Source organism: Stenotrophomonas sp. YJH_SMC_79 (assembly GCF_059367995.1).
In genome coordinates, this window is record NZ_JCAFRK010000001.1 from 1,297,841 (window position 1) to 1,312,756 (window position 14,916).

Annotated in this window: 16 protein-coding genes; 7 read left to right on the forward strand and 9 right to left on the reverse strand. The window is 67.4% G+C overall.

Annotation, left to right across the window (positions count from 1 at the left end):
* Positions 1 to 47 precede the first annotated feature (47 nt).
* Positions 48 to 740, forward strand: a complete 693-nt coding sequence (locus AC5P57_RS06420; RefSeq protein ID WP_262235742.1) for a COG3650 family protein — start codon at positions 48 to 50, stop codon at positions 738 to 740.
* A gap of 47 nt (positions 741 to 787) precedes the next feature.
* Here AC5P57_RS06420 and AC5P57_RS06425 read toward each other — a convergent pair whose 3' ends face one another.
* The 6 genes from AC5P57_RS06425 to AC5P57_RS06450 form a co-directional block, all read right to left on the reverse strand.
* Complete coding sequence (locus AC5P57_RS06425; protein ID WP_099551661.1) at positions 788 to 1,333, reverse strand: hypothetical protein; 546 nt, start codon at positions 1,331 to 1,333, stop codon at positions 788 to 790.
* Positions 1,323 to 1,889: an elongation factor P-like protein YeiP gene (gene yeiP, locus AC5P57_RS06430; RefSeq protein WP_006363947.1), complete on the reverse strand. Its 567-nt coding sequence runs from the start codon at positions 1,887 to 1,889 to the stop codon at positions 1,323 to 1,325. Before yeiP ends, AC5P57_RS06425 begins: the two co-directional genes overlap by 11 nt.
* Positions 1,890 to 1,938: 49 nt before the next feature.
* Entirely contained in the window at positions 1,939 to 2,709 is a 771-nt protein-coding gene (locus tag AC5P57_RS06435) for an SDR family oxidoreductase (protein ID WP_043399005.1), read from the reverse strand.
* A gap of 100 nt (positions 2,710 to 2,809) precedes the next feature.
* The gene (locus AC5P57_RS06440; RefSeq protein WP_126929138.1) at positions 2,810 to 3,706 is read right to left on the reverse strand and encodes a hydroxymethylglutaryl-CoA lyase; all 897 of its coding nucleotides are present in this window, start codon (positions 3,704 to 3,706) and stop codon (positions 2,810 to 2,812) included.
* On the reverse strand, positions 3,703 to 4,104 hold the full coding sequence (locus AC5P57_RS06445) for a VOC family protein (RefSeq protein WP_262235744.1): 402 nt from the start codon (positions 4,102 to 4,104) through the stop codon (positions 3,703 to 3,705). Before AC5P57_RS06445 ends, AC5P57_RS06440 begins: the two co-directional genes overlap by 4 nt.
* 2 nt (positions 4,105 to 4,106) lie before the next feature.
* On the reverse strand, positions 4,107 to 4,895 hold the full coding sequence (locus AC5P57_RS06450; protein WP_099551665.1) for an enoyl-CoA hydratase/isomerase family protein: 789 nt from the start codon (positions 4,893 to 4,895) through the stop codon (positions 4,107 to 4,109).
* A gap of 119 nt (positions 4,896 to 5,014) precedes the next feature.
* Here AC5P57_RS06450 and AC5P57_RS06455 point away from each other — a divergent pair, with 119 nt between their 5' ends.
* Genes AC5P57_RS06455 through AC5P57_RS06465 form a run of 3 tightly spaced genes read left to right on the forward strand, consistent with a single transcriptional unit; the run spans position 5,015 to position 7,376 of the window.
* Positions 5,015 to 5,269: a FeoA family protein gene (locus tag AC5P57_RS06455; protein WP_005409473.1), complete on the forward strand. Its 255-nt coding sequence runs from the start codon at positions 5,015 to 5,017 to the stop codon at positions 5,267 to 5,269.
* Complete coding sequence (gene feoB, locus AC5P57_RS06460; RefSeq protein ID WP_099551666.1) at positions 5,266 to 7,131, forward strand: ferrous iron transporter B; 1,866 nt, start codon at positions 5,266 to 5,268, stop codon at positions 7,129 to 7,131. Before AC5P57_RS06455 ends, feoB begins: the two co-directional genes overlap by 4 nt.
* Positions 7,131 to 7,376: a DUF6587 family protein gene (locus tag AC5P57_RS06465; RefSeq protein WP_142805880.1), complete on the forward strand. Its 246-nt coding sequence runs from the start codon at positions 7,131 to 7,133 to the stop codon at positions 7,374 to 7,376. Before feoB ends, AC5P57_RS06465 begins: the two co-directional genes overlap by 1 nt.
* Before the next feature lie 114 nt (positions 7,377 to 7,490).
* On the opposite strand, the gene AC5P57_RS06470 is transcribed toward AC5P57_RS06465, so the two are convergent.
* The 3 genes from AC5P57_RS06470 to AC5P57_RS06480 are packed head-to-tail and all read right to left on the reverse strand — an operon-like array spanning position 7,491 to position 9,289.
* Positions 7,491 to 8,072, reverse strand: coding sequence for an NAD(P)H-dependent oxidoreductase (locus tag AC5P57_RS06470; protein ID WP_262235745.1), 582 nt, complete (start codon positions 8,070 to 8,072; stop codon positions 7,491 to 7,493).
* A 55-nt stretch (positions 8,073 to 8,127) separates the two neighbouring features.
* Positions 8,128 to 8,523 (reverse strand): MerR family transcriptional regulator, encoded by a 396-nt coding sequence (locus tag AC5P57_RS06475; RefSeq protein ID WP_142805882.1) that lies wholly within the window; start codon positions 8,521 to 8,523, stop codon positions 8,128 to 8,130.
* A 4-nt stretch (positions 8,524 to 8,527) separates the two neighbouring features.
* On the reverse strand, positions 8,528 to 9,289 hold the full coding sequence (locus tag AC5P57_RS06480) for a 3-oxoacyl-ACP reductase (RefSeq protein WP_428843491.1): 762 nt from the start codon (positions 9,287 to 9,289) through the stop codon (positions 8,528 to 8,530).
* 90 nt (positions 9,290 to 9,379) lie between these two features.
* Between AC5P57_RS06480 and dapB the strand changes: the two genes are divergently transcribed.
* The 3 genes from dapB to carB all read left to right on the forward strand — a co-directional run bounded on the left by dapB (position 9,380) and on the right by carB (position 14,908).
* Positions 9,380 to 10,099, forward strand: a complete 720-nt coding sequence (dapB, locus tag AC5P57_RS06485; protein WP_099551671.1) for a 4-hydroxy-tetrahydrodipicolinate reductase — start codon at positions 9,380 to 9,382, stop codon at positions 10,097 to 10,099.
* A 289-nt stretch (positions 10,100 to 10,388) separates the two neighbouring features.
* Entirely contained in the window at positions 10,389 to 11,516 is a 1,128-nt protein-coding gene (gene carA, locus AC5P57_RS06490) for a glutamine-hydrolyzing carbamoyl-phosphate synthase small subunit (protein ID WP_099551672.1), read from the forward strand.
* A 149-nt stretch (positions 11,517 to 11,665) separates the two neighbouring features.
* Complete coding sequence (gene carB / locus AC5P57_RS06495) at positions 11,666 to 14,908, forward strand: carbamoyl-phosphate synthase large subunit (RefSeq protein WP_262235747.1); 3,243 nt, start codon at positions 11,666 to 11,668, stop codon at positions 14,906 to 14,908.
* The last annotated feature ends 8 nt before the right edge of the window (positions 14,909 to 14,916 follow it).

Genomic DNA, 14,916 nt, shown 5'->3' on the forward strand with positions numbered 1-14,916 from the left:
AGGTGGTAGGGTCGAGCAACTCTGTAACGTCGACAAGGAGTCGAGCCATGCGTGTAGTTCCCAGTCTGTTGGCAGCCTCCCTCGGGTTGGTGCTGGCCGCGTGCCAGCCAGCCCAGTCACCCGCTGCGGGCGGCAATGACACTCCGCCTGCCATGCCGCAGCCAAGTGCCAGCACCGCGGGTCGCAGCGAGACCACCTATCAGTGTGGTGATCTGAGCGTGCGTGCGACCTTCAATGGCGAAGACGCCGCCGCGGTGGTGATCGGCGAACGCACCTTCGCCATGACCTCCGAGCGGGCGGCGTCCGGCGCCAAGTATGGCGATGGCCAGGGCAACAGCTTCTGGACCAAGGGTAGCGATGATGGCCTGCTGAGCCTGAAGGGCGAGGCCGACCGCGAGTGCCATGCAGTGGAGGCCACCGAAGGCGATGGCAGTGCCGGCAATGCCGCGTTCCGTGCCACCGGCAATGAACCCGGCTGGCTTGCGGTTGTCGACGGCGACACGCCGGGCCTGCAGGTGGAAGTGGATTACGGTGAGCGTCGTTTCGATGTCGCCAAGCCCACCGAAGGTGCTGACGGATGGAGTGGCAAGGCGTCTGATGGCACCGACGTCAAGCTCAGCTTCCAGCGCACTACCTGCCAGGACGATATGAGTGGCGAGGCGTTCGAGGCCAAGGTGAATCTGACCATCGGCACCCGCCAGTACCACGGCTGCGGCAATTTCGGCGCGAAGCAGCCGTAAGCCATCCGTAGAGCCGAGCTCATGCTCGGCTCTACATCATCGAGGGGTCAGCCCTCGCAGGGCTTCAGGTCCAGCTCGAAGTCCAGGTCATAGCGACCGTTGATTCCGATCAGCGCTTCGCGGATCGCACAGTCACCGCGATGACGCGCAACCAGATCGGTGAAGATCTTTTCGCGGCCCTCGCAGTACTTCGCTCCGGCCTCTTCAAGTTCGCGGCGACGCTCGTCGTCGTAGGGTTCTTCACCCGCAAAGTGCTGGCAGGTGTTCTCGCGCGCAAGGAAGGCCTGCACGTCAGCCGGCATCGCGCAGTAGATGCGCACGTCGTCGACGTCATACACATCCTCCGGAACCGGACAGCCTGCGGCTGCACGTGCCTTGTCCAGCGCTTCACCGCCCGAGGGCAGGTCGGTAGTGGGCTCGGCTTCGGCGGTGGCCTCGACGGCGGCCGGTGCCTCCACCGCCGGTGCGGTCGTCACCGCCGGTTCGGCCGGCGCGGGTTTCAGCGCAGCATCGGCAGCATTGTCCGCTGCCTGCGGCGAACACGCCGCAAGCAGGGACAGGCAGCCGATCAGCGCTAGGCGCTTAGTCGGCACGGCCAGCGAATTCGCCGGTGGCGGTGTTCACCAGCACGCGTTCGCCGTTGACGATGTACTCCGGCACCATGATCTCGATGCCGGTGTTGAGCTTGGCCGGCTTCGGGCGCTTGGTGGCGGTGCCGCCCTTCAGTTCCGGCGGCGTCTCGATCACTTCCAGCACCACCGAGGCCGGCAGCTGGATCGCCACCGGCTGCTCGTCGATGACCTGCACGTAGATGCCGGTCAGGCCGTCGGTGATGTAGCCGGCGTCGTCGCCGATCACGTCCGCGTCCAGGGTGTAGGGGGTGTAGTCCTCATCATCGAGGAAGACGAAGGCGTCGCCGTCCTTGTACGAATACGTGGACTGGCGGCGCAGCAGTTCGACCTCGACCAGGTTGTCGTCGGCATCGAAGCTGGCATCGAGCTTGTTGCCGCCCGGCACGCTGTACATGATGAAGCGGAAGCGGACGTTGCCGCCGCGACCCTGCGGCGAGCTGCGCTCGATGTCGCGGATCTGGTACACGCCGTTGTTGAACTCGACGACGTTGCCCTTCTTGATGTCGTTGGCTTTCATGATGATCTAGGTCGTTGGGGGAGGGCGCCGTCCCGGCGCCCGGGGGGAATCACTTCGGAGCGAGGCGGGTAGCGCCGTCCAGGCGGATGGTCTCGCCGTTGAGATAGGTGTTGCCGAGGATGAAGCCGACCAGGCTGGCGAAGTCTTCCGGCTTGCCCAGGCGCGACGGGAACGGGATGGAGGCGGCCAGCGACTGCTGCACGGCTTCAGGCATGCCGTCGACCATCGGCGTCCAGAACACGCCCGGAGCGATGGTATTGACGCGGATGCCGAAGCGCGACAGTTCGCGTGCCATCGGCAGCGTCATCGAGACCACGCCGCCCTTGCTGGCGGCATACGCGGCCTGGCCGATCTGGCCTTCATAGGCGGCGATGCTGGCGGTGTTGATGATCACGCCGCGCTCACCGTCGGTGCCGGCTTCGTTGTGCTGCATGCGGTTGGCCGCGGCCTTGGCGACGTTGAAGCTGCCGACCAGGTTGACCATCACCGTGCCCTGGAAGCCGGCCAGCGGCATTGGGCCTTCCTTGCCGAGCACGCGGCCGGCGCCGAGGATGCCGGCGCAGTTCATCGCCACGTTCAGGCCGCCGAGGAAGTCGTGGGCCTGGTCGATGGCCGCAGCCACGGCCGCCTCATCGCTGACGTTGACGTTGAAATAGCGGGCCTTGTCGGCACCCAGCCCGGCGACGGCGGCAGCGCCCTTGTCGTCGTTGAGGTCGAACAGGGCCACCTTGCCGCCCTGGGCGACGAGGTGCTGGGCCACGGCCAGGCCGAGGCCGGAGACGCCGCCAGTGATCACGGCACGTACGGAAGACAGCTGCATTGAACGGTCCTGCAGGTTCGAGAACCGCCGATTCTAACGGAAGCCGCGACCGTCGCTGTTGTGCACTGCGCCGCCTTTGCGGGGCGGCGCAGCGCGGCGGTCAACCGGCGGCGGCCAGCGCCTGCCCGGTGCGGCTGGCGGTGGCGCGGCCGAGCAGGCCGGCCAACCAGCGGCCGGTCTCGGCCAGTGCCGGCAGGTCCACGCCGCTGTCCAGGCCCAGACCCTGCAGCAGGTAGACCACGTCTTCGCTGGCGACGTTGCCGCTGGCGCCCTTCGCATACGGGCAGCCACCGGCGCCGGAGACGGCACTGTCGACTACGCGCACGCCTTCTTCCAGGCAGGTGGCGATGTTGGCGATGGCCTGGCCGTAGGTGTCATGGAAGTGCACGGCCAGTGCTGCCATCGGAATCTCGGCGGCCACCGCCTGCAGCATCGCCCGTGCCTTGCGCGGGGTGCCGACGCCGATGGTGTCGCCCAGCGAGATTTCGTAACAGCCCATCTGGTGCAGGGCGCGCGCCACCCGCACCACGTCGGCCAGCGGTACGTCGCCCTGGTAGGGGCAGCCGAGCACGGTGGAGACGTAGCCGCGCACGCGCACGCCATCGGCGGCGGCACGGCGCAGGATCGGCTCGAAGCGGGCCAGCGATTCGTCGATGCCGGCATTGGTGTTGGTGCGGTTGAACGCCTCGGACGCGGCGGTGAACACCGCCACTTCCTCCACGCCCACCGCACGGGCACGGTCGTAGCCCTGTTCGTTCGGCACCAGTACCGGGTAGTGGATGCCCGGCCGGCGCTGGATGCCGGCATAGACCTCGGCGGCGTCGGCCAGCTGCGGGATCCACTTCGGGCTGACGAAGCTGGTCGCTTCGATGCTGCGCAGGCCGGTGGCCGACAGGCGGTTGATCAGTTCGATCTTGTCGGCGGTGGAGACCGACTGCTTTTCGTTCTGCAGGCCGTCACGCGGGCCGACCTCGACGATGCGGACGTAGTCGCTCATGCGGTCACCCCGGCGGCGGGGCGGTGGCAGACCGCCTCGATGTTGTTGCCATCCGGGTCCAGCACGAAGGCACCGTAGTAGTCGGGGTGGTACCACGGGCGCAGGCCCGGCGCACCGTTGTCGCGGCCGCCGGCGGCGAGGGCGGCGGCATGGAAGGCGTCCACCTGGGCGTGGCTGGCGCAGGCGAAGGCCACGTGCACGCCGTGGCTGGCGGTACCGCCATTGCCGAGCCAGAAGAACGGCTTGCCGTCGCTGCCGAAGCCGATGTGGTCATGGGCGCCGGTCTGTTCGGCGGTGACTTCCATCACCACGCCGATCTGCAGAGGTGCCAGCGCCTGCAGGAAGAAGGACTTGCTGTGCGCCAGGTCGGCGCTGGTCAAACCAAGATGATCGAGCATGTTCAGGCTTCCGTGACCCAATGGGGGGCGCGCTTGTCGAGGAAGGCGCCCAGGCCTTCCTGGCCCTCGGCGGACACCCGCAGGCGCGCGATCAGGGCGGCATTATCGCGATCCAGGGCGTCACGGTCATGGCTGTCACGCACCTGCCGCACCAGCTGCTTGGCGCTGGAGGAGGCGATCGGACCGGCCTTGTCGAGCAATGCCAGCTGGCGTTGCACCGCCTCGTCCAGGCGCTCGGGCTCGACCAGCTGGTGGACCAGGCCGATGCGCAGCGCGGTCTCGCCGTCGAAGTGCTCGCCGGTGGCGAACCAGCGACGGGCCTGGCGCGGGCCGATGGCCTCGATCACATAGGGCGAGATCACCGCCGGCAGCAGGCCCAGGCGGCTTTCGGTCAGGCCGAAACGGGCCGAGGTGCTGGCAATGGCAATGTCGCAACAGGCGACCAGGCCGACGCCGCCACCGAAGGCCGCGCCGTGGACCCGGGCAAGGGTCGGCTTGGGCAGCTCGTCCAGGGTGCGCATCAGCCGCGCCAGGGCCAGTGAGTCTTCGCGGTTGTCGGCCTCGCTGGCCGCAGCCATGCCGCGCATCCACTGCATGTCGGCACCGGCCGAGAAGGAGGCGCCGTGGCCGGCCAGTACCACCGCGCGCACCGAAGCATCGTGGCCGGCGGCCTCCAGTGCGGCGGTCAGCCGGGCGATCAGCCCGGCGTCAAAGGCGTTGTGCAGCTCCGGCCGGTTCAGCCAGAGGGTGAGGACGGCGCCGCTGCGCTCGATCTGCAAAGCATCGTTCATGGGATTCCAGGGTCACTCCATACCTGTATGGATCATAGCGGGCCATTGGTCATGGGCCATGACGCGACGCGGGAATGTTAGAATCGAGAACCATTTACATCCAGCAGAGAACACGCTAGATGACGCTGTCCGAACTGCCGCTGCACACCTCGGCCGTGGTCGAGTCCGTGCAGGACCTGCATGCCAACGATGCCATCGCCCGTCGCCTGCGCGAGCTGGGTTTCGTGAAGGGCGAGGAAGTACGCCTGGTGGCCAAGGGTCCGGTGGGGGGCGAACCGCTGCTGGTGCAGGTCGGGTTCACCCGTTTCGCGCTGCGGATCAGTGAAGCCAAGCGGGTCGTGGTCGACGCCGCCAGCCAGGAACGACGCGCATGACCGCCACTGCCACTACCGCCCCCCTGCGCGTTGCGCTGGTCGGCAACCCCAACAGCGGCAAGACCGCACTGTTCAACCAGCTGACCGGCAGCCGGCAGAAGGTTGCCAATTACACCGGCGTCACTGTCGAACGGAAGGAAGGCCGCCTGCGTGCGCCGTCCGGCCGTGAATTCGCGGTGCTGGACCTGCCGGGCGCCTACAGCCTGCACCCGGCCAGCCTGGACGAGGCGATCACCCGCGACCTGTGCCGGGGTTTCTACCCGGGCGAAGCCGCACCGGACGTGCTTCTGTGCGTGATCGACGCCACCAACCTGCGCCTGCACCTGCGTTTCGCGCTGGAACTGCGCGAGCTGGGCAAGCCGATGGTGGTGGCCCTGAACATGGTCGATGCCGCCCAGCGCCGTGGCATCCAGGTGGACGTGGCCGCGCTGGAGCGCGAGCTGGGCGTGCCGGTGGTGGAGACCGTGGCGGTGCGCAAGCAGGGCGCCAAGGCCCTGGTCGAGCGCCTCGATGCGATGGTGCCGCACCTGGATGCGCCGGTGCCGGGCCCGGAAGGTGGCATCGACTACCACGCCAAGGTGCGCGAGATCCTGTCGGTGGCCGTGCGCATGCCGGCGCGGACCGCGAAGGTCGACGATGCGCTGGACCGCTGGCTGCTGCACCCGGTGTTCGGCCTGATCAGCCTGGCCGTGGTGATGTTCCTGATCTTCCAGGCGGTGTACGCCTGGGCCACGCCGCTGATGGACGGCATCGAGGCCGGTTTCGCCTGGCTCGGCGCCTTCGTCGGCAGCGTGCTGCCGGAAGGGCCGCTGGCCAGCCTGCTGACCGACGGCATCATCGCCGGTGTCGGTGGCGTGGTGGTGTTCCTGCCGCAGATCCTGATCCTGTTCTTCTTCATCCTGGTGCTGGAGGAATCCGGCTACCTGCCGCGTGCGGCGTTCCTGCTCGACCGCATGATGGCCGCCGCCGGCCTGTCCGGCCGCTCGTTCATCCCGCTGCTGTCCAGCTTCGCCTGTGCGGTGCCGGGCATCATGTCCACGCGCAGCATCCAGGACCCGCGTGACCGCCTGGCCACGATCCTGGTGGCGCCGCTGATGACCTGTTCGGCGCGCCTGCCGGTGTACGCACTGCTGATCGGTGCGTTCATCCCGCAGAAGACGGTGTGGGGCGTGTTCAACCAGCAGGGCCTGGTGCTGTTCGGCCTGTACGCGGCCGGCATCCTCAGCGCGCTGGCGATGTCGTGGATCATGAAGAAGTGGCGCCGCGACAAGAGCGAGCATCCGCTGATGCTGGAGCTGCCCTCGTACCGCCTGCCGCATGTACGCGACCTGGCGGTAGGCCTGTACGAGCGCGGCATGATCTTCCTCAAGCGCGTCGGCGGCATCATCCTGGCGCTGACCATCCTGCTGTGGGTGCTGTTGTCGTTCCCGGCCGCTCCGGCGGGGGCCACGATGCCGGCCATCGACTACAGCTACGCCGGCCAGATCGGCCATGCGATGGCCGTGTTCTTTGCGCCGCTGGGCTTCAACTGGCAGATCTGCATCGCGCTGATCCCGGGCCTGGCCGCGCGTGAAGTGGCGGTGGCTTCTCTGGCCACGGTGTACGCGCTGTCCGCGGCCGATGACGATGCCGCCAGCCAGGCACTGACCCCGCTGATCAGCGATGGCTGGTCGCTGGCCACCGCGTTGTCGCTGCTGGTCTGGTACATCTACGCCCCGATGTGCATCTCGACGCTGGCCACCATCAAGCGCGAGACCAACTCGTGGAAGCAGATGGGCTTCGCCGCGTTCTACCTGTTTGCCGCGGCTTACGTGGCCGCACTGATCACCTACCAGGTGACCAAGGCGCTGGGAGGCGGCTGATGGATACCGGCCTGCTGATCCAGTACCTGATCATCGCGGTGGCCGTGCTGGTCAGTGCCTGGGTGGTGCTGAAGAAGCAGTTCCCCGGCACCGTGCGCAAGCTGCGCGGGGCGCTGGCGCTGGCTTTGCTGAAGCCGGACCGTGCTGCCTGGCTGCAGGCGCTGGGGCGGAAGGTCGCGCCGCCGGCCAGCGGCGGTGCTGGCGCCTGTGGTGGCTGCGACAGCTGCGGGCCAACGAAAAAATAGCGTCGAGCCATGCTCGACTGCCGTCGCCTGGTGGATGCGAACCATGGTTCGCACGCTCTCGAGGCCCATCCACGCATGGCGTGGATCTACTGGACCGTGGCATAGGGCGTGGAACTACGTGGCCCGTGATCCGAGCTCTGCCGCCAGCGCCAGCCACGTGCTGCGTTGTGCCGGAGTACTGCTGCGTACCGCGCCGAGGCGGCTGACCCGCACCGGGCGGATGCCGCAGAACTCCAGGAGGGTGGCGCGGATCTGGGTGATGCCCGGGTCGCGGTAGATCCAGCGGTAGTACCAGGGGGGTGTATCCAGCGTGGTGATCACCCGTGCGCTGCGCCCGGCCAGCAACCGGTCCCACCACACTGAGTCGCGCCGGTAGCGGAAGGCGTACCCCGGCAGCAGCACGCGGTCGAAGAAGCCCTTCAGCAGCGCCGGCATCGCGCCCCACCAGGTGGGGTAGACCAGCACCAGATGATCGCAGGCCTCGATCGCATCGGCGGCGTCCTGCAGGTCGGCTTCCAGTGGCTGGATCTGGCGATAGCCATGGCGCAGCACCGGATTGAACACGAGTTCACCCAATGCGATCAGGCGCACCCGGTGGCCGGCGTTCTCGGCGGCCGTGGCATAGCGCTGGGCGAGGGCGCCGCACAGGCTGTCACGGTCAGGATGGCCGAGCAGGATCAGGATGGAGCGGGACACGGCAACCTCCGGAAATGGAAAGTGCGCGAGGTTGGGGTCTGCCCCAGGGGCAGAGTCAAACCGGGGTGGTGCAGCCGCTGGGTTCCAGGATGCAGTCGCCGCTGCCGGAGTGCAGCCACTGCTGCAGTTCGTCGCTGACCTGCTGCAGGTCGCGCTCGACCTGCGCCAGCCGCACCCGCTCGCTGGCAATGCGGCTGCGCTGCTGCTCCAGCAAGGCCAGCACCGCTGGCCAGTCGAGCCGACCATCACGGCCCTGCAGGCGCGAGATCGCGGCCAGGGTGATGCCCAGCCCCAGTGCCTGGCGGATCAGCTGCACCCAGGCCACGTCCTGTTCGCTGTAGTCGCGATAGCGGTTCAGGCGTGGCACCGGCGGCAGCAGTCCACGCGCCTCGTACAGGCGGATGGCCTTGGCGCTGGCACCGGTCAGGCGGCTGACCTCGGAGATGCGCATCGGCTCAGTCCCGCACCAGCCCGCCATCGACCACCAGGTTCTGGCCGGTTACCGCGCGCGACCAGGGACTGGCGAAGAACAGCGCGGCATCGGCGAACTCGGCCGGCGTGGTGACGCTGCGCAGCGGGGTGTTGGCAGCGATGTAGTCGAATACTGCTTCCGGCGTGGCGGCACTGGCATCGGTGGTGCGCAGCAGGCCACCGGACAGCATGTTCACGGTGATGCCATGCGGGCCCAGGTCGCCGGCCAGGGTGCGGGTCAGCGACAGCAGTGCGGCCTTGGCGGCGGTGTAGTCGTGGTAGGGCACCACCGGATTCTGGAACAGGTTGGTGCCGATGTTGATCACGCGGCCGAAGCGACGCGCCTGCATGCCGGGCAGGGCGGCCTGCACGGTGTTCAGCGCGCCACGCACGCTGCCCTCGAACTGCGCCTGGAAGGCCGGCCAGCCGATATCCGCGGCGCCGTCGCGGGCATCGCCATTGAACGAGAAAGCGGCCAGCGCGTTGTTGACCACGGTGGTGACACCTTGGCCGAAGTGGGCCAGCGCGTGCTGCAGCATCGCATCGACCTGAGCGCGGTCGGTGACGTCGGCCGGCAGCGCGATCGCCTGCCCGCCCAGCTCGGCAGCCAGAGTACGTGCGGCGGCTTCGCTGCGGTGATAGTTGACGATGACGCGCGCGCCCTGCGCAGCGAACGCGCGGGCGATGTGCTGGCCAAGGCCGCGGCCGGCACCGGTGACCAGCACCAGCTGTTCGCTGATCTGCATGAGGGAGCTGCCATCCATTGCATGAAAGGGCATGCAGCGTAGCAGCGATGGCGCTTGCCGGAGCGGGCGTGCTGCCGCTAGCCTGCAGGCATGAACCAGACTCCCCTGCGATTGCTCATTCACGGTGCCTCCGGGCGCATGGGCCAGGCCCTGCTGCGGCTGGCCGCCGAACAACCCGAAACCCTGCAGATCGTGGCTGCGGTAACCGGCCGTGCGCCGGCGCAGCGCGTGGTTGACGGTGTGCCGTTCTTCGGCGCCAGCGAACTGCCCGGCGCGCCGGTGTTCGATGTGGCGATCGACTTCAGCCTGCCGGAGGGTTTCGACCCGATGCTGGCGTTGTGCGTGGAGCGCGGGGCAGGGCTGGTGTCGGGCACCACCGGCATCTCCAGCACGCAGCGCCAGGCGCTGGAGGCCGCGGCGGCGAAGATCCCGCTGGTCTGGGCATCGAACTTCAGCCTGGGCGTGGCGGTACTGGACGAACTGGTGGAGCGTGCGGCGCAGGCGCTGGCCGGCTGGGACTGCGACATCGTCGAATCGCACCACACCCAGAAGAAGGACGCGCCATCGGGCACCGCGCTGACCCTGGGCACGGCCGCGCAGCGGGGCGGGGCGGAGCCGCATTACGCCAGCCTGCGTGCCGGTGACATCGTGGGCGAGCACCTGGTGCAGTTCACCGGGCTGGGCGAGCGCATCGAGCTGGTGCACCGGGCAACCAACCGCGACATCTTCGCCCGCGGCGCCCTGTTCGCCGCCCGCCAGCTGCAGGGCCGGGCGGCGGGCAGCTACCGGGTAAGGGACCTGCTGCAGTAAGTCGGTAGTGCCGGCCGCTGGCCGGCAACCTCGTGAAGCCCGACGGCAAGGGAATTGCCGGCCAGCGGACCCCGCATACGCCGCCGGATTGAAATGAACGCGCAATCGCCTGTTCATGAACAGCGATAACCGCTGGCGCGAGCGCCCCGGCAGCGCTACAATTCGCACTCGCCGAATCACGAAAGCCGGACCGGTCCCAGACCGTACGTCCGCGCTTTTTTGCAACCGGATTTCCGTGAAGCGCAGGCGTGACTTCGGCAGCCCCCTCGGTAGCCAAAGTGAGATTCCCGTGACCCAAGCCGCAATCCTCGTCCTCGAAGACGGCACCGTATTCGAGGGCGAATCCGTAGGCGCGCCCGGCCTGTCCGTCGGTGAGGTGGTGTTCAACACCGCCATGACCGGCTACCAGGAAGTGCTGACCGACCCGTCCTACGCCCGGCAGATGGTCACGCTGACCTATCCGCATATCGGTAACACCGGCATGACCGACCAGGACAATGAAGCGTCCAAGGTGTGGTCGGCCGGCCTGATCGTGCGCGATGTTCCCCGCCGCCCCAGCAACTGGCGCAGCCAGGTGTCGCTGCAGGACTGGCTGATCCAGCGTGGCGTGGTCGCCATCGCCGGCATCGACACCCGCAAGCTGACCCGCATCCTGCGCGAGAAGGGCGCGCAGAACGGTGCGCTGATGGCCGGCGACATCGACGTGGAAAAGGCACTGGAAGCCGCCCGCAAGTTCCCGGGGCTGAAGGGCATGGATCTGGCCAAGGTCGTCACTACCGAGAAGACCTACACCTGGACCGAGGGCCAGCTGGACCTGGATGCCAATGCCTTCGTCAGCGTGCCGGCCAGGTTCAAGGTCGTGGCCTATGACTTCGGCGTGAAGACCAACATCCTGCGCATGCTGGCCGAGCGCGGCTGCGAAGTGACCGTGGTGCCGGCGCAGACCCCGGCCGCCGACGTGCTGGCGCTGAAGCCGGATGGCGTGTTCCTGTCCAACGGCCCGGGTGACCCGGAACCGTGCGACTACGCCATCGAAGCGATCAAGACCTTCATCGACGTGAAGATCCCGACCTTCGGCATCTGCCTGGGCCACCAGCTGCTGGGCCTGGCCTCGGGCGCGCAGACCATGAAGATGGGCCACGGCCACCACGGTGCCAACCACCCGGTGCAGGACCTGGACAGCGGCCGGGTGATGATCACCTCGCAGAACCACGGCTTCGCGATCGATGAAGCGACCCTGCCGCCGACCCTGCGCGTGACCCACCGCTCGCTGTTCGATGGTACCAACCAGGGTGTTGCCCGCACCGACGTGCCGGCGTTCTCGTTCCAGGGCCATCCGGAAGCGTCGCCGGGCCCGACCGATGTCGGTCCGCTGTTCGACCGCTTCGTGGTGCTGATGGAGCAGGCCAAGGCGTGATCAGTACGTCGCCGGCCCCCCGGTGGCGTCGCGATGGACCGTAAACCCCGCATCGCTGCTGCCCCTGGCGCGGCGCTGCGGATCAAGATTCCTGATCGACAGCGTGCGATCACTCCCCCTTGTCACGCTGTACTGACTTAGAGAAGAAAATGCCCAAGCGCACTGACCTCAAGACCATCCTCATCATCGGTGCTGGCCCGATCGTCATCGGCCAGGCCTGCGAGTTCGACTACTCCGGCGCCCAGGCCTGCAAGGCCCTGCGTGACGAGGGTTACCGCGTGGTGCTGGTCAACAGCAACCCGGCCACGATCATGACCGACCCGGAGATGGCCGACGCCGTCTACATCGAGCCGATCAACTGGCAGACGGTCGAGAAGATCATCGCCAAGGAAAAGCCCGATGCACTGCTGCCGACCATGGGTGGCCAGACCGCGCTGAACTGCGCGCTGGACCTGGCCGACCACGGCGTGCTGGAGAAGTACAACGTCGAGCTGATCGGCGCCAAGCGCGAAGCGATCCGTATGGCCGAAGACCGCGAGCTGTTCCGCGTGGCCATGGGTGAGATCGGCCTGGAATGCCCGACCGCCGCCGTGGCCCACACCCTGGACGAAGCGCTGGAGATCCAGACCCGCGTCGGCTACCCGACCATCATCCGCCCCAGCTTCACCCTGGGCGGCAGCGGCGGTGGCATTGCCTACAACCGCGAAGAGCTGGTCGAGATCGTCAGCCGCGGCCTGGAACTGTCGCCGACCACCGAAGTGCTGGTGGAAGAGTCGGTGCTGGGCTGGAAGGAGTTCGAGATGGAAGTGGTCCGCGATACCGCGGACAACTGCATCATCGTCTGCTCGATCGAAAACCTGGACCCGATGGGCGTGCACACCGGTGACTCGATCACCGTGGCGCCGGCGCAGACCCTGACCGACAAGGAATACCAGCGCCTGCGCGATGCCTCCATCGCCGTGCTGCGCAAGATCGGCGTGGATACCGGTGGCTCGAACGTGCAGTTCGGCATCAATCCGAAGACCGGCCGCGTGGTCGTCATCGAGATGAACCCCCGCGTGTCGCGTTCCTCGGCGCTGGCCTCCAAGGCCACCGGCTTCCCGATCGCCAAGGTCGCCGCGAAGCTGGCCGTCGGCTACACCCTGGACGAACTGAAGAACGAGATCACCGGCGGCCTGACCCCGGCCTCGTTCGAGCCGTCCATCGATTACGTCGTCACCAAGATCCCGCGCTTTGCCTTCGAGAAGTTCCCGGCCGCCGACGCGCGCCTGACCACCCAGATGAAGTCGGTGGGTGAGGTGATGGCGATGGGCCGCACCTTCCAGGAGTCGGTGCAGAAGGCCCTGCGTGGCCTGGAAACCGGCAAGGTCGGCTTCGACCCGACCGGCCTGGACCTGGGCAACGAAGAAGACCTGCAGACCCTGCGCCGCGAACTGAAGGCGCCGGGCCCGGAGCGTCTGTTCTTCGTCGCCGATGCATTCCGCGCCGGCATGAGCGTGGAAGAGATCTACGCGCTGTCGTTCATCGATCACTGGTTCCTGGACCAGATCGAGGAAATCATTGCTGCCGAAGCTGACGTCGCTGCCGGTGGCATCGACGCGCTGGACGCTGCGCGCCTGCGCAAGCTGAAGCGCGCTGGCTTCTCCGACGCGCGCCTGGCGCAGCTGACCGGCACCAACGAAGCCGCCGTCCGCGCGTTGCGTCGTGCGCACAAGGTGCGCCCGGTCTACAAGCGCGTGGACTCCTGTGCCGGTGAATTCTGCACCGGTACCGCCTACCTGTACTCGACCTACGAGGACGAGTGCGAGGCCGCGCCGAGCAACCGCGACAAGATCATGATCCTGGGCGGTGGCCCGAACCGCATCGGCCAGGGCATCGAGTTCGACTACTGCTGCGTGCACGCGGCACTGGCGCTGCGCGAGGATGGTTATGAAACCATCATGGTCAACTGCAACCCGGAAACCGTGTCGACCGACTACGACACCTCCGACCGCCTGTACTTCGAACCGCTGACCCTGGAAGACGTGCTGGAAATCGTCGAACTGGAACAGCCGAAGGGCGTGATCGTGCAGTACGGCGGCCAGACCCCGCTGAAGCTGGCGCGCGCGCTGGAAGCCAATGGCGTGCCGGTGATCGGTACCAGCCCGGATTCGATCGACCTGGCCGAAGACCGCGAGCGCTTCCAGCAGCTGGTCGACAAGCTGGGCCTGAAGCAGCCGCCGAACCGCATCGCCCGCAACGACCAGGAAGCCCTGCTGCTGGCCCGCGAGATCGGCTACCCGCTGGTGGTGCGCCCGAGCTACGTGCTGGGTGGCCGTGCCATGGAAATCGTCTACGGCGAAGCCGACCTGGCCCGCTATGTGCGCGACGCGGTGAAGGTGTCCAATGATTCGCCGGTGCTGCTCGACCGCTTCCTCGACAACGCCGTCGAGTGCGACGTCGACATCATCGCCGACAAGGATGGCAACGTCCTGATCGGTGGCGTGATGGAGCACATCGAAGAAGCCGGCGTGCACTCGGGCGATTCCTCGTGCTCGCTGCCGCCGTACTCGCTGTCGGCTGAAACCCAGGCCGAGCTGCGCCGCCAGGTGGTGGAGCTGGCCAAGGCCCTGAACGTGGTCGGCCTGATGAACACCCAGTTCGCGATCCAGACCAGCGACGAAGGTGCCGACACCATCTACCTGCTGGAAGTGAACCCGCGTGCGTCGCGCACCGTGCCGTTCGTGTCCAAGGCCACCGGCATGCCGCTGGCCAAGATCGCTGCCCGTTGCATGGCTGGCAAGAGCCTGGCCGAGCAGGGCGCGACCAAGGAAATCGTGCCGGACTACTACTCGGTGAAGGAAGCGATCTTCCCGTTCGCCAAGTTCCAGGGCGTCGACCCGATCCTCGGGCCGGAGATGCGCTCCACCGGTGAAGTGATGGGCGTGGGCCGCACCTTCAATGCCGCCTTCGCGCGTGCGCAGGAAGCCGGTGGCATCAAGGCGCCGCCGGTCGGCAAGGCCTTCGTTTCGGTGCGTGACCCGGACAAGAAGCGCGTGCTGCCGGTGGCCAAGGCACTGCTGGCGCGTGGCTACAGCCTGGTCGCCACTCGTGGCACCGCCGCATGGCTGCAGCAGCACGGCATGGACTGCGAGATCATCAACAAGGTGGTCGAAGGCCGTCCGCACATCGTCGACTCGATCAAGAACGGCGAGATCGTCTACATCGTCAACACGACCGAAGGTCGTTCGGCGATCAACGACTCGTTCTCGATCCGTCGCGAGGCGCTGCAGCACCGCGTCACCTACTCGACTACGATTGCCGGCGCCAAGGCGCTGGTGGATTCACTGGAATTCCGCGGCACCGGCCCCGTCTGGTCGCTGCAGGAGCTGCACAAGGAGTTGAATGCATGAGAGCCCCC